This is a genomic window from Paenibacillus sp. LRG-1, assembly GCF_057220305.1.
Window position 1 is genome coordinate 3,698,187 of sequence record NZ_CM170126.1, and the last position, 18,359, is coordinate 3,716,545.

At 42.5% G+C, this 18,359-nt stretch carries 14 protein-coding genes and 1 pseudogene; 3 read left to right on the top strand and 12 right to left on the bottom strand.

What is annotated here, in order from left to right; genetic code table 11:
* Nucleotides 1–130 precede the first annotated feature (130 nt).
* The 5 genes from ACUUJN_RS16490 to adhE all read right to left on the bottom strand — a co-directional run bounded on the left by ACUUJN_RS16490 (nucleotide 131) and on the right by adhE (nucleotide 10,009).
* Complete coding sequence (locus ACUUJN_RS16490; protein ID WP_068941536.1) at nucleotides 131–2,353, bottom strand: copper amine oxidase N-terminal domain-containing protein; 2,223 nt, start codon at nucleotides 2,351–2,353, stop codon at nucleotides 131–133.
* 488 nt (nucleotides 2,354–2,841) lie between these two features.
* Nucleotides 2,842–3,273, bottom strand: coding sequence for a hypothetical protein (locus tag ACUUJN_RS16495; protein ID WP_069079995.1), 432 nt, complete (start codon nucleotides 3,271–3,273; stop codon nucleotides 2,842–2,844).
* Nucleotides 3,274–3,996: 723 nt separating this feature from the next.
* Nucleotides 3,997–4,755, bottom strand: coding sequence for a pyruvate formate-lyase-activating protein (gene pflA, locus ACUUJN_RS16500; RefSeq protein ID WP_013310845.1), 759 nt, complete (start codon nucleotides 4,753–4,755; stop codon nucleotides 3,997–3,999).
* Nucleotides 4,756–4,806: 51 nt separating this feature from the next.
* Entirely contained in the window at nucleotides 4,807–7,068 is a 2,262-nt protein-coding gene (gene pflB / locus ACUUJN_RS16505) for a formate C-acetyltransferase (RefSeq protein WP_025722256.1), read from the bottom strand.
* Between the two features lie 328 nt (nucleotides 7,069–7,396).
* A complete protein-coding gene (gene adhE, locus ACUUJN_RS16510) occupies nucleotides 7,397–10,009 on the bottom strand; it encodes a bifunctional acetaldehyde-CoA/alcohol dehydrogenase (protein WP_023989274.1) in 2,613 nt (870 codons plus the stop codon).
* A gap of 258 nt (nucleotides 10,010–10,267) precedes the next feature.
* Between adhE and ACUUJN_RS16515 the strand changes: the two genes are divergently transcribed.
* Complete coding sequence (locus ACUUJN_RS16515) at nucleotides 10,268–10,984, top strand: Crp/Fnr family transcriptional regulator (protein ID WP_013310849.1); 717 nt, start codon at nucleotides 10,268–10,270, stop codon at nucleotides 10,982–10,984.
* A gap of 139 nt (nucleotides 10,985–11,123) precedes the next feature.
* Here ACUUJN_RS16515 and ACUUJN_RS16520 read toward each other — a convergent pair whose 3' ends face one another.
* Entirely contained in the window at nucleotides 11,124–11,891 is a 768-nt protein-coding gene (locus tag ACUUJN_RS16520) for a DODA-type extradiol aromatic ring-opening family dioxygenase (protein WP_075154407.1), read from the bottom strand.
* A 317-nt stretch (nucleotides 11,892–12,208) separates the two neighbouring features.
* On the opposite strand from ACUUJN_RS16520, the gene ACUUJN_RS16525 reads away from it, so the two are divergent.
* The gene (locus tag ACUUJN_RS16525; protein ID WP_226887755.1) at nucleotides 12,209–12,508 is read left to right on the top strand and encodes a hypothetical protein; all 300 of its coding nucleotides are present in this window, start codon (nucleotides 12,209–12,211) and stop codon (nucleotides 12,506–12,508) included.
* 125 nt (nucleotides 12,509–12,633) lie between these two features.
* Here the strand turns inward: ACUUJN_RS16525 and ACUUJN_RS16530 are convergent, their stop codons facing one another.
* The 6 genes and pseudogenes from ACUUJN_RS16530 to ACUUJN_RS16555 all read right to left on the bottom strand — a co-directional run.
* Nucleotides 12,634–12,978 (bottom strand): winged helix-turn-helix transcriptional regulator, encoded by a 345-nt coding sequence (locus tag ACUUJN_RS16530; RefSeq protein ID WP_013371810.1) that lies wholly within the window; start codon nucleotides 12,976–12,978, stop codon nucleotides 12,634–12,636.
* 246 nt (nucleotides 12,979–13,224) lie between these two features.
* The gene (locus ACUUJN_RS16535; protein WP_023989276.1) at nucleotides 13,225–13,956 is read right to left on the bottom strand and encodes a ThuA domain-containing protein; all 732 of its coding nucleotides are present in this window, start codon (nucleotides 13,954–13,956) and stop codon (nucleotides 13,225–13,227) included.
* Between the two features lie 20 nt (nucleotides 13,957–13,976).
* A complete protein-coding gene (locus ACUUJN_RS16540; protein ID WP_013310854.1) occupies nucleotides 13,977–14,945 on the bottom strand; it encodes a sugar phosphate isomerase/epimerase family protein in 969 nt (322 codons plus the stop codon).
* 77 nt (nucleotides 14,946–15,022) lie between these two features.
* Nucleotides 15,023–16,105 (bottom strand): Gfo/Idh/MocA family protein, encoded by a 1,083-nt coding sequence (locus ACUUJN_RS16545; protein WP_013310855.1) that lies wholly within the window; start codon nucleotides 16,103–16,105, stop codon nucleotides 15,023–15,025.
* Nucleotides 16,098–16,865: a sugar phosphate isomerase/epimerase family protein gene (locus ACUUJN_RS16550; RefSeq protein ID WP_484668714.1), complete on the bottom strand. Its 768-nt coding sequence runs from the start codon at nucleotides 16,863–16,865 to the stop codon at nucleotides 16,098–16,100. The genes ACUUJN_RS16545 and ACUUJN_RS16550 overlap by 8 nt, the downstream gene beginning before the upstream one ends.
* Before the next feature lie 191 nt (nucleotides 16,866–17,056).
* A pseudogene (locus tag ACUUJN_RS16555) lies at nucleotides 17,057–17,350 on the bottom strand (Gfo/Idh/MocA family protein); the annotation flags it as partial.
* Nucleotides 17,351–17,516: 166 nt separating this feature from the next.
* Here ACUUJN_RS16555 and ACUUJN_RS16560 point away from each other — a divergent pair.
* The gene (locus tag ACUUJN_RS16560; protein ID WP_023989280.1) at nucleotides 17,517–18,335 is read left to right on the top strand and encodes an AraC family transcriptional regulator; all 819 of its coding nucleotides are present in this window, start codon (nucleotides 17,517–17,519) and stop codon (nucleotides 18,333–18,335) included.
* Nucleotides 18,336–18,359: the final 24 nt, after the last annotated feature.

Consider the following 18,359-nt stretch of genomic DNA (forward strand, 5'->3'; position numbering starts at 1 on the left):
AGACGCTCTCCGGCGCTACGATTAAATTCGCAGCAGGAGAACGCCTATATTCTGCAAGTGACATCGACTTTTAAACGGTGAATGACGAGACCCAAGGTCTAAGCCGGTAAACAGCACCGGTTAATTCATATTAATTTTTAATAGCTGGTAAAGGCATAACTACTACGGAAACCGGCAAGTTACTTCCTGCTGCAGCAGTGAAATACATCTCTACACTTTCCTCGATATGCCCTGTGCGATACAGCACACTCATCTCATTTGGAGCCCATACCGCGCCGTTCGTCGGGATACCCACAACCTGATTGTTTACCATCGCATAACCGGAATATTCGCCTCCACGCGGGTTGAAGGTAATCAGTGAATACGGCGCTACATGATCCAATTTAACTTTATATACAACACCAAAATTACCGGCATTGGAAGCAGAAGAGCCATCCAGACCGTCCGTACCAATCAGGTTCGGATCTACCTTATTATCACCAAGAACGATACGTTGAGCTGTTTTACCAACCTCTTCGGTATAATTGAGCGAGATATCAGCATTAGCGTACGTTCCACGGTTGTGAATTCCGTCTTTCGGAAGTTTTGCCAGCGTGGGCAGTACGGTCATAGGATCTGCATTCGCATCCACCATAATGACCGTATATTGGATTGGTTGATCCGTGTATAGATCGGACAATAGAGAAATGACCTGCTTTTGCTTCATTTTTTTCTCGTTCAAATCCTGCAAAATAATACGGCTTTCACCCGGATTCAGAACTGTACTAGAACGCTTGCTTCCATCTATCATAGATTGAAAATATTTTTGAATTGAAACTTTACCCGCAGCCGTGGCAAAATCAGATGGACCGGCAAAACCGGAATTTTCGACATTTATATTGGCAGGAGTGATATTGTTGTTGGTCGCAATCACGTACATCTTCACATCTCTACCCGTTTCATTGACATGATGGACGAGTATGCGCGTGCTGCCTGATCCGGTTTCCTGATACACAATTCCGTCCTGAAATACACGTTCCGGGCTGTTAGCACGGATCAAAAGACGCGGTGAAGATGTACTAGTCAAAGGAATGGTAGCCATGGTAGGCACCTGACTGCCGTCTACTGTATATTTATCACCATATGGTGTGAAGATTTTATTGAAATCATCTTCGTTGTACAGCAATTCATTCGTAATTTTAATTGTTTCACTTTTGGTACCTGTTGCGCCGTGCTTATCAGTCACGGTGAGTGTGATTGTTACATCACCTGGTTGGAAGAAGGCAAGTTTCTTATTCTCCCAATCACGCTTAGTGATAGCATTCTCATCATCTGTACTCAGGTCGGTAATGGTGATTTTCTCACCCATTTTGTACTCTTTTTTATCAGTTGTAAACAGAGCCACTGGCGGCTGATTTGGTGGTCTTACTGTAAGTGTAACTGAGTAAGGATCACTCCAGTTCCCAGCAGAGTCAAGAACAGAATAGGTAACTACATATGTACCTGGCTCCTGAAATACGTCCTGCTTCCCTTCCCAACGTTGGTTCACAATCGGAAGACCTGTAGGAGAAGATTCCTTCGTCAAATACGTAACTTGGGTTTCGCCCGCATAGATATCTTTTTGTTGAACCGTGAAGGAAGCTTTAGGCTTCTGATTCAAATCCATGATAACTTGTTTAGTCGTATTATTCACAGTATAAGGAATATTTAAGGCCTGTGTAATCGAGGTCAATGGCACCATAAATACGTTCTTTTGCTGAAAAGCCGGTCCCTTCATTTGTCTGGCTTCACCGTTAACCGTATAAACCTTGCTGTCTGTTTTGAAGCGCATGACATTTGTTCCTTGTGTGATTACGGTTTCTTTGGTGGCAGTGTCATAACTAAACTGCAATCCGACACGGCTGACAAGAGAACGGATAGCTACATAGGAAACTCCGTCCTTAACAGTCATCGGCTGAGTTGCTGTGTACACCTGTCCGTTTTGTTCCATTTTCGCGCTGTTTAAGTACAAAATCAATTGATTAGCACCCATGGATGTTGGAGCTCCACCAGGATTGGTGATCGTTCCGTCTCCACCGTATACATCATTGGATACGTTCGATCCGTTGGTTGTATTCGTAGGCAGGCCAGTCAGTGGATCATTGGATACGCCTGTATTATTAGGTGTCACCGTGTCATTTTGTGTGCTAGTTCCATCTTGATCTCCGATGCTATTCTGAACGCCTGAATCAGCAACATTGGCCTGAGCCTGCTGTGCGCTAACCGAATCGGTGGATTGAACGGTTGTTGATGCTGCTTCTGCTCCTACAGGGGCTACTGCGGCCACCTGAGCCACCGCAAGAGCGGTGAGCATGGTCCATTTCTTGAAATTCATTGTCTGTCTCCTTCTATCACCAAATTATTATCATTCCCGTAAAAAGTCATACTATTAGACGCATCAGTTGTTAAAAAGTTTCTGGAAATTTTGCTGATCATGAAAAAAAGGGAACTTTCTCCTGTGACTGCAAAAACTAAAATAAATAGAATAATCCCCTGATACGCTAATAATCTATTAAATAAGCAAGCTATCAGGTAGCATTAGGGATTTTTTCAGTGTTTAATTTATTTCATCAAAAAAACTCTCAATTGAGATGAAGCCCTTATTATATACTAAAATCATTTTCATAACAGTACTTATATTAAAAAGCTATGTATAAAAATTCAGGCATGGATGATGGAAATAAAACTATGAAAAATAAAGAAAAACGAAGTGAAAAAGTTACTTTATCGTTAAAGCAACATATCCCTTTTTGTTTACTTGAAAAAGAAAAGGGTGTCCAAGTCATCAAATCGACTTTAGACACCCAATAAATAATTTATATATTAAGGCCAAGTTAGAGAAAAAGTTCCGTTATTATTATAAGTTTGTACACGAACTGTATGATACCCATATAAACCACTCACATGAAAACTAGTTCCTTCACTTGGATTTCTATCACGCTGGTAGACATGTCTACCGTTACTATCATAAATGTCAATACTGTACAAATCTGAATTGCTAAGAGTCGTATAAATCTGAATATCCAGAGACCCATTCAAATAAATAGATGCAGAAGTTTGACCAAGTTGATATGATCTTGATCCTTGAGGTGTAACTGCACTCTCATTTATTAATGTTTGTTCAATAAATGATTGCGGACTTGAATTTGAGTTAACCACATTTTCTTCAGCATAGGTTTGTTGAGTAGGTATTAAACTTAAAGATAAAGTGAGAGCTGAGAGAGCAGTTAAACCTAACAACTTAGATTTTTCCATTGTTTCTTGTCTCCTTTACTTTTTTATATTTCACAAATTTATAGTATAATATTTAGGCGAAAAAGTAAACAAATTTTTCCTTATTCATATATATTTGTGTTTTTGATATAATGATTTTATAAATATAGAAATAATTTTAAAATATAAAACAATTGAAATCCGAACTCCTCATTTTATTAACTAATAAAAAAATATATTGTTTACAGAGCGAAATTTCTACATTGTTCATTTTCTATGTATCTTAACCAAATTGCAGTGTAATATATCTTTAAGACTAAATTAGTAGATACTTACGGAAGTAACTTTGTATCTATCAATCGTTAGTATCTAAAGCCTATTTAATAAGTGAAATGTAACTATACAATTATATAATTATTTCATTTAAGGCTGTCTAAGATGCTAATCTTCGACTAGTCAGAACTCAAAGCATATGCATCTTAAAAAAAGTGATTAGATAACACTAGGTTACAGCCTTCTTTTACACATCTCAATACTAAAAAGTAGTACTTTTACCAGAGTAAGAACAAGCTGATTCAAGCCAGCCAAAGATATATCTATTCTATAAACTCAATATTTCAAGATAAATTAAAACAGCGCGCACCGTTTTAATATTGGTACACGCTGATTACTTATCTTTTTTTATTTTTATCTACTTAACAGAGTTAATAAACATTATTAACAGTTCTTACGCTATCTTTTTATTTAGTATAAACTGGTCCCAAATTATGATGGACGACAGACAGCATTCTTTCCTGCAGTCTCCAGACGACCCTCTTCAATGAGTCGGTAAGCACGTTGAACTTCTTCATCTGTAGGAGATGGAACTCCCTCCAACGGATACTCCTTACCGAGCATTTCCCACTTGTAAACACCCATTTGATGGTAAGGTAATATTTCGAATTTCTCGACTCCGTTCAACGTTCCGATAAACCGTCCCAAATTCAATAAATCTTGCTCGTCATCATGAATACCCGGTACAAATACGTGTCTAATCCACATTTTGCGCCCTTGCTCAGACAACCAGCGAGCCGTACTTAGCATACGGTCATTAGACTTGCCTGTAAGCTTAATATGTTTGTCATTGTCAATATGCTTAATATCCAGTAGCACCAAGTCTGTTACGTCCAGCAGTTCATGGATACGGCCCGCGTCATTAAAGCCGTTACTGTCCAGTGTCGTGTGCAAATTCCACCGACGTTTCACTTCTTTGAACAGCTCTGCGACAAAATGAGCTTGCAGCGTCGGTTCTCCACCGGATACGGTCAATCCGCCTCCTGAAGAACGGTAATAGGCTAAATACGGCTCAATCTCAGCCAATACCTCCTCTAACGTCATCGGATTACCTTCATTCAAGGCCCAAGTGTCCGGGTTATGGCAATATTGACATTTCAACAAGCATCCTTGCATAAAGAGCACGAAGCGGATGCCGGGACCATCGACGGTCCCGAAGGTTTCCAATGAGTGTATGTGACCTTTCAACATGTTGCATCATCCTTCCCGCATCCGCTATGCGTGCGTCATTGTAATACTTATTTACATTGTACCGTGGAAAGTACGGTTAATAACATCCAATTGTTGTTCACGAGTCAGCTTGATAAAGTTAACGGCATAGCCGGAAACACGAATCGTCAGCTGTGGATAGTTTTCTGGGTGCTCCATTGCATCCAACAGTTGTTCACGAGCAAACACATTGACATTCAGATGATGTGCGTGGCTTCCAAAGTAGCCATCCATCATCGAAACAAGGTTTGTTTTGCGTGTTTCTTCTTCTTTACCCAGTGCTTTAGGCACGATGGAGAAGGTGTTCGAGATACCATCCAGACTGTGTTCATAAGGCAATTTGGCTACGGAACTCAGAGATGCCAAAGCACCTTTTTTATCACGGCCGTGCATTGGGTTTGCCCCTGGTGCAAACGGTTCGCCTGCTTTACGTCCATCCGGTGTTGTACCTGTTTTCTTACCGTAAACCACGTTGGAAGTAATAGTCAGTACAGATTGAGTAGGAACCGCATTACGATAAGCTTTATGCTTGCGAATCATGCTCATGAAGCTTTCTACCAGTTCCACAGCGATGTTATCTACACGGTCATCGTTGTTACCGTAGCAAGGGTATTCGCCTTCGATTTCAAAGTCAACAGCAATCCCTTTTTCGTTACGGATTGGTTTAACTTTTGCAAATTTAATGGCACTCAAGGAGTCGGTAGCAACTGACAGACCCGCAATACCACAAGCCATGGTGCGGAGAATATCACGATCATGCAACGCCATTTCAATGCGTTCGTAGCTATATTTATCATGCATGTAGTGAATAACATTCAAAGTGTTCATGTACAGTTTTGCCAACCATTCCATCATAGGTTTGAAGCGGCTCAACACTTCTTCATATTCCAGAACTTCGCCTGTAATGGCTGGGAATTCAGGCCCTACTTGGACGCCAGATTTTTCATCTTTACCACCGTTAATTGCATACAGCAGAGCTTTAGCCAAGTTGGCACGAGCACCAAAGAATTGCATTTGTTTACCGATTTTCATTGCCGATACACAACAAGCAATACCATAATCGTCTCCATAAATCGGACGCATCAGATCGTCATTCTCGTACTGAATGGAGCTAGTTTCAATAGAAACTTTCGCACAATATTTTTTGAAGCCTTCAGGCAATTTTTCCGACCACAGTACAGTCAGGTTCGGCTCCGGTGCAGGTCCCAGATTGTAGAGGGTGTGCAGGAAACGGAAGCTGTTTTTAGTTACCCGAGTTTCTCCAGTTACGGACATACCACCAATGGACTCAGTAACCCAAGTTGGATCTCCACTGAATAGTTCATTATAGTCAGGTGTGCGCAAGAACTTAACAATACGCAATTTCATAACAAAATGATCGACCAGTTCTTGAGCTTGTTCTTCTGTCATTGTACCCTCTTCCATATCACGTTGAGAGTAAATATCAAGGAAGGAAGATACACGTCCTAAGGACATTGCTGCACCATTTTGTTCTTTGATTGCTGCAAGATATCCAAAATATACCCATTGGAAAGCTTCTTTCGCATTGTTAGCAGGTTTTGAAATATCAAAACCGTGCTCAGCAGCCATTTGTTTCAGTTCATTCAAAGCACGAATTTGTTCGGAAATTTCCTCACGCAGACGAATTACGTCTTCTTCCATGGAATCAACTTCAAGGCTTTTCAGTTGCAGCTTTTTATCTTGGATCAAGAAGTCTGCACCATACAAAGCTACACGACGATAGTCACCGATAATACGACCACGACCGTATGCATCTGGCAGACCAGTAATGATACCAGCTTTACGAGCTGCTCTCATTTCATCTGTATAAGCGTCAAATACACCTTGGTTGTGAGTTTTACGAATATGAGTGAAAATATCAATAATACTTTCTGGTACTTCAAAACCATAGGCTTTACAAGCGTCGATCATCATTCGAATTCCACCAAACGGCTGCAAAGAGCGTTTGAATGGAGCATCTGTTTGTACACCGACAATTTGCTCTTTATCCCGGTCTAGATAACCCGGTTTATGTGAAATAATAGTGGATGGCGTATTCACGTCTACATCAAGCACGCCGCCGTTTGCCAACTCTTTTTTGGTAAGATCGGATACAATATCCCACAATGCAGTTGTGTTGGCGGTAGGACCAACCAAAAATTCTTCATTGCCAACATAAGGTAAGATATTAGTTTCAATAAAATCGTTGACGTTGACTTCTTTAGTCCATTTGCCTTTTTTAAAACCTCTCCAGCCAGATTGTTGCTCTTGTAATTCTCTCTCAATCACCGACATGTAAATCCCTCCAAATTGTTTGGTCTTCCGGACTTGTGATTTTTTTCACGATAAAGCTATTTCTTGAGCCCGGCCTGTTCACCGATGCCTTACGCTCAGTGTCGGGACCTTTCTTACACCCTTATTGTAGAATAATGATAGAGTGTAGTATGTGATAAAAATCACAATATGAGTGATTTTTATCACTTTATTTTCCCTAGCTTCACGCCTATATCCTTAGCCTTGCCGTTCACCTCCCTTCCCAAACCAACAGGCCCTCTATATAGAGAGCCTGCATCGGTATTGAACGAGAAAATGCTTTTTCACAAGCCTCTTCGTACCTATTATATTATTGGTCAAAACGTCCGTAGAAGGCATTGCGATAGACATCAGCCAACTCAGTAACCAGCGGCAACTTCGGATTCGCAGTTGTACATTGATCTTCAAATGCGCGGTCAGCCAGATAGTCTACACGTGATTCGAAATCCTTCGCATCGAAACCGATTTGTTGGAACGATTCCTCGATACCGAGTGTTTTGTTCATCTTACGGATTGCTTCGATCAAGCTGTTAACCCCTTCTTCGGTGGTGCGTGCAGGCAGTCCCAGTATGCGCGCGATTTCTGCATAACGCTCATCCGCAACAAAGTGCGAATATTTAGGGAACGAAGCAAATTTTGTCGGTTTTTTCGCATTATAGCGAATAACGTGCGGCAGCAAAATGGCATTCGTGCGGCCATGCGCTGTATGGTATTGTCCACCCCATTTATGTGCAAGACTGTGGTTAATACCCAAGAATGCATTAGCAAACGCCATACCAGCAAGTGTGGAAGCATTATGCATTTTTTCACGAGCCAGCTTATCACCGATCAGAGCCGATTGTTCTAGGTATTGGAATACCAATTGAATGGCTTTAATTGCCAGACCATCTGTGTAATCATTAGCCATTACGGACACGTAAGCCTCGATAGCATGTGTCAGAACGTCCATACCTGTGTCCGCTACAGCTGTTTTAGGCAGCGAATATACAAACACTGGGTCAATAATTGCCACATCAGGAGTCAACTCATAGTCAGCCAGCGGGTACTTCGTGTTACCCAGGTTTTTGTCCGTAATTACTGCAAACGATGTAACTTCGGAACCTGTACCCGAGGTTGTAGGGATAGCTACAAATTGTGCTTTTTGGCCCAGACGTGGGTACTTGTAAATCCGTTTACGGATATCCATGAATTTTTGTTTTAAGTTATTGAAATCAGTATCTGGATATTCATAGAACATCCACATGCCTTTAGCCGCATCCATTGGCGAACCGCCGCCCAGTGCGATGATGCAATCCGGTTGGAAACGTCTCATCATTTCTGTACCACGTTCTACCGTAACTGTCGATGGATCTGGCTCTACTTCAGAGAACACTTCGATAGCTACCGGTGTTTGGCGTTGATGCAGATAATGAATAACACGATCCACATATCCCAGTTTTACCATCATAGGGTCCGTGATAATGGCTACACGTGTGATATCAGGCATTTTAGCAAGATACTGTGTCGAATTTTTTTCAAAATAGATTTTGGAAGGTACTTTGAACCATTGCATATTCACCGTCCGTTTCGCCACCCTTTTCACATTAATCAAATTGACTGCCGATACGTTCGACGAAGTCGAGTTACGACCGTACGAACCGCAACCGAGTGTCAACGAAGGAAGATTGGTGTTGTAAATGTCGCCAATCGCACCATGTGTGGAAGGTGCATTTACAATGATACGTCCTGTTTGCAGACGGTTTGCGAAGCGAGCGATAACGTCCTCATCGTTCGAATGAATAGCGGACGAGTGGCCCATGCCCCCGAATTCCACGACTTCAGCAGCGCGTTGAATACCTTGTTCCGCATTTTTCACTTTATAGCAAGCCAATACAGGACTCAATTTTTCCGCAGACAATGGGAATTTTGTTCCTACCCCTTCAATCTCAGCGACCAAAATTTTAGTTCCTGCTGGTACTGTGATACCACTCATTTCAGCAATTTTCACAGCAGACTGCCCGACGATTGCTGGGTTCACTGCACATTTCTCGACATTCATAGCTCCTTGAGTGAGCTTAGCTGCTTCTTCTTTATTTACAAAATAGCAGCCGTTAGCGATCATCAATTTTTTCACTTGTTCGAAGATTGGCTCTTCGATAATAACCGCTTGCTCGGAAGCACAAATCATACCGTTGTCAAAAGATTTAGAGAGGATAAGATCGTTCACGGCCTGCTTGATGTCTGCTGTTTTTTCAATAAAGCAAGGCACGTTACCTGGGCCTACACCCAGAGCAGGTTTACCGCAGCTATATGCCGCCTTAACCATGCCTGATCCACCAGTTGCCAGAATCAGAGCCACATCCGGGTGATTCATGAGTGAATTTGTCTTATCCATCGATGGAGCTTCAATCCATTGAATACAATCAGCTGGAGCACCATGTTTGACGGCTGCTTCGAGCAAGACGCGGGCTGCTTCCGCACTACACGATTGAGCAGATGGATGGAAACCGAAAATGATTGGGTTACGTGTTTTAATGGCAATCAACGCTTTGAACATCGTAGTCGAAGTCGGGTTTGTCACTGGAGTGATCCCCATGATAATGCCGACTGGCTCTGCTATCTTTTGAAAACTGTCAAAATCATTGTCTTCAATGACACCGACGGTTTTTTCATTTTTGATACTATGATAGACATATTCTGTTGCAAACATGTTTTTGGTGATTTTGTCCTCGTACACACCGCGTCCTGTTTCTTCAACAGCCAACTTCGCCAGGTACATGTGTTTATCCATCCCTGCGAGTGCCATAGCTTGTACGATTTCGTCAATCTGTTCCTGATTCATACTCATGAAAGCTTGCTGTGCCCGGTTCCCCCGGTCAATCAGCGTTTGAATATACTGCTCTGCGCTTTGCTCTTTTTGGATAACCTCGTTTTTAACAGCCATTTCCCTCATCCTCCTGTTATCTCGTGTACTATCTCTTGTTCACGCACTGATCGTAACACAGCTTTTCAAGATATATTGTGATTTTTTTCACAATCTATTTAAAATTTTATTTTATGAAGTGAATTAAATCACAAAGTTTGGAATTCTGCCACTTTTACCCCCTCTTCTTGCCCCAAAAACGCATTGCGCAGGTATATAATGAATTTGAATTGATCAAGTTGCAGATAAAAAACATAGGATACAAAGGGGAAATGGACGATGAGAAACCCTACAAATGTAATGGAAGCCCGCGGCAACACCTGTTGCTTCTCGGAGGCCAGCTTCAACCGGTTGCAAGTGATGATGAAAGATCGAGTTATGCCAGAAAGCTCGCATCTGTTCTGGGAAGGAGATACAGCGGATAAGCTGTTTTATATTAAGCGCGGACGCGTGAAAGTAACCAAAACAACGGATGAGGGTAAGGAACTTATTCTATATATGTATCAAAGCGGCGATCTTGTTGGTCAAGCCGATCCATTTTTCGGTACTAAGCATTCCTTTTCTGCTGAGGTTCTGGAAGACAGTGATATTGGCGTAATCGATCATACAGATCTGGAGCTACTTATTTGCCAGCATTGTGATTTTGCGATTGACTTTATGAAATGGATGGGTTCGCATCATCGCATTACTCAGACTAAGTTCCGCGATTTGATGATGTACGGCAAGCCTGGCGCTTTATGTTCAACACTCATCCGTCTATGCAATACCTATGGTGAGCCTCACGGCGAACATATCCTGATTCATAAAAAAATTACTCATACTGACTTATCAAATATGATCGGTGCGACTCGGGAAAGCGTAAACCGGATGCTTAGTGATCTACGTAAGAAAAATGCAGTTGAATATGATAATGGCATGATTGTTGTCAAGGATTTGGAAATGCTGCAAGGCGTATGTCATTGTGAATTGTGCCCTCGTGAGATTTGCCGCATATAATAAATCGTTTTTTATGTAAAAGGGAGTGTTATAAGCCATTATAGCTTATAACACTCCCTAATTTATTTCCACTCCTCTACTTATACAGAAGCAGTTGCGAAGCATTTTAACACTAGTCCTTCTTCTGGCAACACACTTTTTAAAACTGTAAGCATAGATAACTTAAATTCCCCATCTCATAGCTTCTATGGATGACCTTGGCTTTGTTTGCAGGATTGCCACTCCCCATTGCAATAAACAACGGTACAAAGTGCTCTGCTCTTGGTACGGCCTGGCGAGCATACGGTGCTTCGCTTTCATAGTGATCCAAAGCCTCTATATCTCTACTTTGAACTTTTTCAATAATCCAATCATCAAAATCTATAGCCCAAGGTTCTGTTTTCGTTTCCCCCCATTTGACGATACGCAGATTATGAACAGTCACTCCACTGCCAATGACCAGAATATCTTGTTCTCCCAGTCCACGCAGCACTTCACCAATGGCATATTGTGCTTTGGGCGAAAGATATGGATTTACTGAGATCTGAACTACCGGAATGTCTGCCTCAGGATACATACGATGCAACAATGTCCAGGATCCATGATCCAGTCCCCTCACCCGGTCAGTTTGTACGTCAATGCCCTTTTCTTCATATAATTTTTCCAGCTTATTGGCCAGTTCCACAGAACCATGTGCTGGATATTTCACCGTGTACAGTTCCGGTGGGAAACCGCCAAAATCATAAATGGTATCGTACACGTCATCCATCGAACTGATCGTCAACGTTTGCGCTTCCCAATGAGCAGTAAAGATAACAACCGCTTTAGGGCGAATGCTTTTCCCCAGTTGCTCTAAAAATGAAGTATAGTCCGTCTGTTCAATAGCAAGCATCGGTGAGCCGTGGGCCAAAAATAAAGATGGCATCATATAAAGATCCCCTTATCAGTAATAGTTTATTTTATTCATTAAGTAACTTTATGTAAGTGATAATACATAAGTAACAAAGTAATGTCAACACAGATTTCAACATACACTTAAAGATCAGAGATTCCATAAATAAAGATTGATATAGGTATAAGGTCATAGTAATATGTAACTAATAAATTTAAAATTTCACTATGTTTCGATACAAAGGACTGGTTTCTATGGAGATACATACTTCTAATTGCCCAAAATGCGGTTCCGTTTTTCGTCAAAACCTTAGAAACCTGTGTAGTTCTTGTATTCAGGAAGAAAATATATTCTTGGACCGCTGTTCTAACTATCTATGGAAGCATCCTTCTACTCATACTCGTCAGCTCAGTGACGTAACCGGCACACCTATAGAATTGCTCACAGATTGGGTAAGAGCAGGCAAGTTTCCCTCCACATACAGTCAGCTTGATTATCCTTGTGAATCCTGCCGTTCCCCCATTTATGCAGGAAGACTTTGCCATTCCTGCTTGGGTACATTCCGTTCGGCCGCGCTGGATATTCAAACCCGTGTGCCCCGCCGTGCAACAGCAGGATTATTCTCAGTTGCAGGGCGCGTCAAAGGCTATTAAGCCGTCCTGCCTATGCAGATCATTTCTGTAAAATGGATAAGTAGTCCTATACACAAAATAAAAAAACAGCCTTTTTCCTAGGAAAAGGCTGTTTTGCTATGAGAAACGCTTATTTAGTTTGGTGCTCATCTAATCCATTCCTCAGCCCAAAATTGAATCTGTTCCATAACCGGCTGAAGCGCACGGCCTTTGGTTGTTAGCTCGTATTCAATGCGGACAGGAGTTTCCGGATATACATGACGTGTAAGTATTCCTTCATTTTCCAAATCTTTCATCCGCTCTGATAACATTTTGTCACTCATTGTGGGAATCAGATTGGAAATATCCTTAAACCGCTTAGGACCGCTCATCATGGATTGAATAATTAATCCATTCCAACGCTTACCCAAACATGAAAAGGCGGTTTCAAAACGCGGACACATTTTTGTAAATTGCGGTTGACTCTCCAAATTTTTCACCTTCTTTTGCATTTCGGTTTGATAAAGCTTTCCTTTTGTTAGTATATATCATTTTAGCATACTTTATCCCGAAAGAAAACACTTTCTTCTTAAATTAAATACCTGCGCTGATAAAGTTGCCATGACCAAAACTGATTATACAACAAACCAACACAGCAGGTATATGTCTAAATCGTTAAATACAAAAAGGCGGAATCCCTAGAGGTTCCGCCTATCAATCTGTTCATTATACAGCTCATCAAAATGTGATGATTGTTATTATACCAACACTCCACCGAGAGGTCTTACAGGTTCACTTCTTCCATATATTGGTTTGTTAATATTTGTCGGAGAAGTCCAACGAATGCTGTTGGCGATAACTTTCAAAATATCAGGCTGGTAATAAGTCGGATAGGTCTCATGACCTGGGCGGAAATAGAATATCTTACCGCTACCTCGGCGGAAAGTACATCCGGTTCTAAATACTTCGCCGCCTTCAAAGTTACTAACAAATACCAATTCATCCGGCGCTGGAATATCAAAGAACTCGCCATACATCTCTTCCTGCTTCAACAAAATTTTGGCGTCTATGCCTTCTGCAATAGGATGTGACGGATTCACCGACCAAATAATCTCCTGTTCACCTGCCACCCTCCATTTCAGATCACAGCTAGTGCCCATTAGGGCTTTGAATGGCTTTGAAAAATGGCCCGAGTGTAGCACGATCAAGCCCATTCCTCCCTGCACTCGCTTTACAACACGCGCCGTAACTTCATCGCTCACCTGATCGTGGGCTTTATGCCCCCACCACAGCAGCACATCTGTGGAATTCAGGATCTCTTCTCCCAAACCATGCTCGGCATCATCACGAAGAGTAGCTGTTCGAATGGCAAATCCCTCTCCTGCCAGGCCGTCAGCCAACGCTTTGTGTATCCCGTCAGGATATATCTGTTTGGCTTCATCATTCAACTTTTCGTTCAAAAATTCATTCCAAATGGTGACGTTAATCATCAACATTTCCCCCTATTAGGTTAGACCCACCACATCTCGCTCAGCGGTTCTTCAATCAATACCTGGCGAAGATTGTGGACAGCCTTAGTAAAGCCTTCCTCCACGGACATCAGACCATCTTCATGCTCAATACTCACTACATAATCGTATCCCACCAGACGCAGAGCACTGATAATATCTGCCCACGTTTTTACATCATGTCCATAACCCACAGTACGGAACTGCCAAGCGCGATCTAGCATTTTCGTATATTCCTGCATATCGGTAAGTCCATATTTATTTACATTGACCGGATCAATCGTCGTATCCTTGGCATGAAAATGGTGAATGGCTCCCTCTCGGCCCAAAATTTGAACCGCCTGCACTGGGTCAATTCCCTGCCACCACATATGACTCGGATCCAGATTAGCACCAATGACCTCTCCCGCAGCTTCACGCAAACGAAGCAAGGTCGCTGGTGTATGAACGGAGAAGCCTCCGTGTAGCTCCAGCCCAATTTTAACATGATGATCTGCTGCAAATTTTCCCGTCTCAGTCCAGTAAGGAATAATTTTATTCTCCCATTGCCACTTCAACACTTCCTGAAAATCATTAGGCCACGGAGCCACAGGCCAATTTGGATATTTCGCATCCTCATGATCACCCGGACAGCCAGAGAAAGTGTTCACAACTGGAACTTCCAGCTTTTCTGCCAATCGAACGGTTTTAAGAAACGTTTCATGATCAGCTTGGGCTAAATGCTTTTGCGGATGAAGAGGATTGCCGTGACAGCTAAGCGCACTAATCGTTAGTCCACGGGACTCTACCGCCTTTTTAAAATTTTTGAGCGCTGTATCATTCTCCAGCAACTCATCCGGCTTACAATGCTTATCTCCTGGGTTGCCGCCTGTACCGATTTCTACAGCATCTAATCCTTGAGAAGCCACATAATCCAGCGCCTCCTCCAGCGAACGTCCGCCGAACAACACCATAAATACTCCAAGTTTCAAAAGAAATCCCTCCCTGTATCATATGTGAAAAAAGCTGCTTTCATTATAATGATGGTCTATTCGGGATAATTACGGGCTTAGTCAAAATAGACAGCTTTCCCGGTACGGGCCGATTCATAGATAGCTTCCAAAATTTCAGTAACAACCAGTGCCTGTTCCGGCTTCACAAGAGGTTCTTTGTCGTCCAGAATAGATTCGATCCACAGACGAGCTTCGCGGTCTGCTTCATTTTCCGTTTCTCCAGAGTAAAAGGCAACACCACCTGCATCCAGATCTATTTTCGTATCAAACAAGCGGCTGTTCTTTTCCCCGTTAATGCGCAATCCATCCTGCATATCAGCTCCGCCTTCGGTTCCGCATAACAGCGTCTTCGCTTCGCCAAACTCTACAACGTTCAATGCCCAGCTGGATTCCAGTACAATCGTAGCTCCATTTTGCATCGTAATAAAACCAAAAGCTGAGTCCTCTACCTTAAATTCCTCAGGATTCCAAGGCCCAAAGGCATTTGCCGCATCTTTACGATCCCCTAGCTTATGGAAGGTTGAACCTAGTACACTTTTAGGCTTGTAATTATCCATCAGCCAGAGTGTCAGGTCGAGTGCATGCGTGCCAATATCAATAAGAGGACCACCGCCCTGCTTCTCTTCATCCAAGAATACTCCCCAAGTCGGAACCGCGCGACGGCGTAGAGCAATGGCTTTGCCCAGATAAATGTCTCCAAGCTCTCCTTGCTCAACCAATTGCTTCAGATACAAACTGTCATCACGATATCGGTTTTGATACGCAATAGACAGCTTCTTACCTGTACGGTTGGCTGCATCGAGCATCTCCCGTGCTTGCTCAGCAGTTTTAGCCATCGGCTTTTCACACAGCACATGCTTACCTGCCTCAAGCGCCGCTACGGTAATTTCTGAGTGCGAGTCATTGGGTGTACACACATGTACGACTTCAATGTCTTTATTTTCTAGCAACTGACGGTAATCACTATAAACTTGCGACCCTTCAACTCCAAACTTTTCTGCTGCCTCTTCAGCGCGCTCCTGAATGATGTCACAGAATGCAACGATTTCTGCACGCTTCTGCTTGGCAAGACTCGGCAAGTGTTTGCCGTTGGCAATGCCTCCACAACCAATAATCCCGATTTTGAGTGTTTTAGACATGAATATTTCCTCCCTGAGCTGCGTATTGTTGGAGCCATTTAATGCTGGTTTCAATGCTTTCGATTGGAGGGTTTGAGCAGAAATCCTGTTCCACGACGACCCAATCCACACCTGCCTGAATAGCGGCGTCTGTAATGGCCTGAAGCTGCACTTCGCCTTTGCCAAGCTCTACAGTCACTGCTTTTTGTTGCTCGTCACGTGCCATATCCTTTAAGTGAATGATAGGCAGGCGTCCATTATAACGTCCGATGTATTCCACTGGATCATAGCCCCCATAGTATACCCAACAAGTATCCATTTCGACCTGTAACAAATCATCGGAAACCGCATCATATAAAGCATCGAATACCGGGCGATCATTGATTTTTTCTGTCAATTCAAAATCATGATTATGATAAGCCAGTATCAAGCCCTGTTCTTTCACTTTTTCACCAATACGATTCAAATTAGCAAAAATTTCATCCCATTGTCGCTGTTCTTCGGTTAAATAAGGAACGATTAGGTACTTATTGCCCAATTCTTTGTGGTATGCAATCTCCTCATCCAAATGATCCAACAAACGAGAATATTGTATATGAGTTCCGACAACATCCAGATTTAGCTCATCCAAAAGCGCTCTGACATCCTTGGCGTTGCGTCCGAAAAAGGTATGAAATTCTACCCCTTTATAGCCAAGCTCAGCTACCTTGCGCAATGTACCTTCAAAATCCTGTTCAAGCTCTTCCCTTACTGTGTACAATTGCAATCCTACTTTAGCCATTACCCTTCACCTCTTTAATTAGGATGAATTTTCCATTATATCTGTTCCATAATACAAATCCTCGTCCCGCTTAAACGTGCTTTCCATCGTAATGTGATTGCCTTCCAATGATGAGCGCTGAAAAGCATGCATGGCTTCTAACACATGGTAGGCCAGCTCAGCATTAGCACGATGGTCCGTGAATTTCAATGCGCCAAAGGCTTTTCACTGTACACATGCTTGCCTGCCTCTAGTATCGCCACATCTGTCAGTGCATGGCTGCCAGGCACGGTCAGATTAAATACAAGCTCAATCTCAGGCTGACGAAGCAATTCATCCACCTTGTATACGTTTTCAATGTTGAATTCATCGGCCCTCTCCTTGGCCCTCTCATCTAGTAAATCAGCGACGGCCACCACTTCAATAAGTGGGCTCTTTTGGAGATTTTCAAGATATACCGAGCTAATAGTACCGCATCCGATAATCCCGGCCTTCATTCGTTCCACGTCGTCACACTCCTTGGCCTCCAACATGTACTTTCTCATCTAACATGTAAGCTTTACAGTTCACATAGTATTCTATTTCTGTTTCGTTTAAAATGAATAATATGATTAAAACATGAACAATCTGGTCAATATTTGAAACAGCCATATGCCCAAAGGAGTCATCATCATGTCTATCGTCGAGCCTTGTCAGGTTCTTACCGCAGGCTATTCCTTCCATCGAAAGCCCTTTTATTCGAACCAGCCTGATGGGATCAAAAATTATTTATTCCGTTTGCAAACAGATGGACGCTGCCAGGCCCGCATTAACGGGGAAATGACACGGATTGAGGCGGGTGACCTACTGCTATTCAATCCTACCGAGCCTTATGAACTGGATATTCATAGTGAGTTGAATCCCATGGGAGATCTGGTCGTGGAAAGTGGAGATTATCACATTTTTTTCGGTGGTTCCTGGGTAGATGAGTGGTGGAACCATCATAAACGACCCAACAGAATTAAGGTTCAGCTCACAGAAGCCCTGCTTGGCCTATTTCGTCAGCTTGTGATGGAGCAACGACGTATTTCTAATCCTTACCCGGAAATATCAAGCTATTACATGCGCATTTTATGTTTGGAGTTTGACCGTATGCTATCCGATCATCCTATCGCTACCCATCATAACTATCTTGCTTATCAGATTAAAAATTATATTGAAGAAAATGCATCCTCTAACTTCAAGCTGGATGACGTGTCTTCACACGTAGGTATCAGCGTATCCCGAGCAGTACATCTGTTTAAGGAAACATTCGATACGAGCATTATGCAGTACACGCTGGACATCAGGCTTAACATGGCGAGAGAACGAATCATTTTCAGTCCCATGTCACTGGAACAAGCCGCCGAATCGTCAGGATTTGCAAATTACACGTATTTTCACCGTGTATTTCGTTCCCGCTTCGGTATGTCTCCCAAGGAATTCAGGGTGATTCACCGCGAGCAATTGTAGGTAAAAGAGAGCGTTCACCTGAAC

Excerpts from the sequence above, each read along its gene's own strand:
- ACUUJN_RS16490 (WP_068941536.1), bottom strand. The coding sequence starts at position 2,353 with ATGAATTTCAAGAAATGGACCATGCTCACCGCTCTTGCGGTGGCTCAG.
- ACUUJN_RS16495 (WP_069079995.1), bottom strand. The coding sequence starts at position 3,273 with ATGGAAAAATCTAAGTTGTTAGGTTTAACTGCTCTCTCAGCTCTCACT.
- pflA (WP_013310845.1), bottom strand. The coding sequence starts at position 4,755 with ATGTTGAAAGGTCACATACACTCATTGGAAACCTTCGGGACCGTCGAT.
- pflB (WP_025722256.1), bottom strand. The coding sequence starts at position 7,068 with ATGTCGGTGATTGAGAGAGAATTACAAGAGCAACAATCTGGCTGGAGA.
- adhE (WP_023989274.1), bottom strand. The coding sequence starts at position 10,009 with ATGGCTGTTAAAAACGAGGTTATCCAAAAAGAGCAAAGCGCAGAGCAG.
- ACUUJN_RS16515 (WP_013310849.1), top strand. The coding sequence starts at position 10,268 with ATGAGAAACCCTACAAATGTAATGGAAGCCCGCGGCAACACCTGTTGC.
- ACUUJN_RS16520 (WP_075154407.1), bottom strand. The coding sequence starts at position 11,891 with ATGATGCCATCTTTATTTTTGGCCCACGGCTCACCGATGCTTGCTATT.
- ACUUJN_RS16530 (WP_013371810.1), bottom strand. The coding sequence starts at position 12,978 with ATGCAAAAGAAGGTGAAAAATTTGGAGAGTCAACCGCAATTTACAAAA.
- ACUUJN_RS16535 (WP_023989276.1), bottom strand. The coding sequence starts at position 13,956 with ATGATTAACGTCACCATTTGGAATGAATTTTTGAACGAAAAGTTGAAT.
- ACUUJN_RS16545 (WP_013310855.1), bottom strand. The coding sequence starts at position 16,105 with ATGTCTAAAACACTCAAAATCGGGATTATTGGTTGTGGAGGCATTGCC.
- ACUUJN_RS16550 (WP_484668714.1), bottom strand. The coding sequence starts at position 16,865 with ATGGCTAAAGTAGGATTGCAATTGTACACAGTAAGGGAAGAGCTTGAA.
- ACUUJN_RS16560 (WP_023989280.1), top strand. The coding sequence starts at position 17,517 with ATGTCTATCGTCGAGCCTTGTCAGGTTCTTACCGCAGGCTATTCCTTC.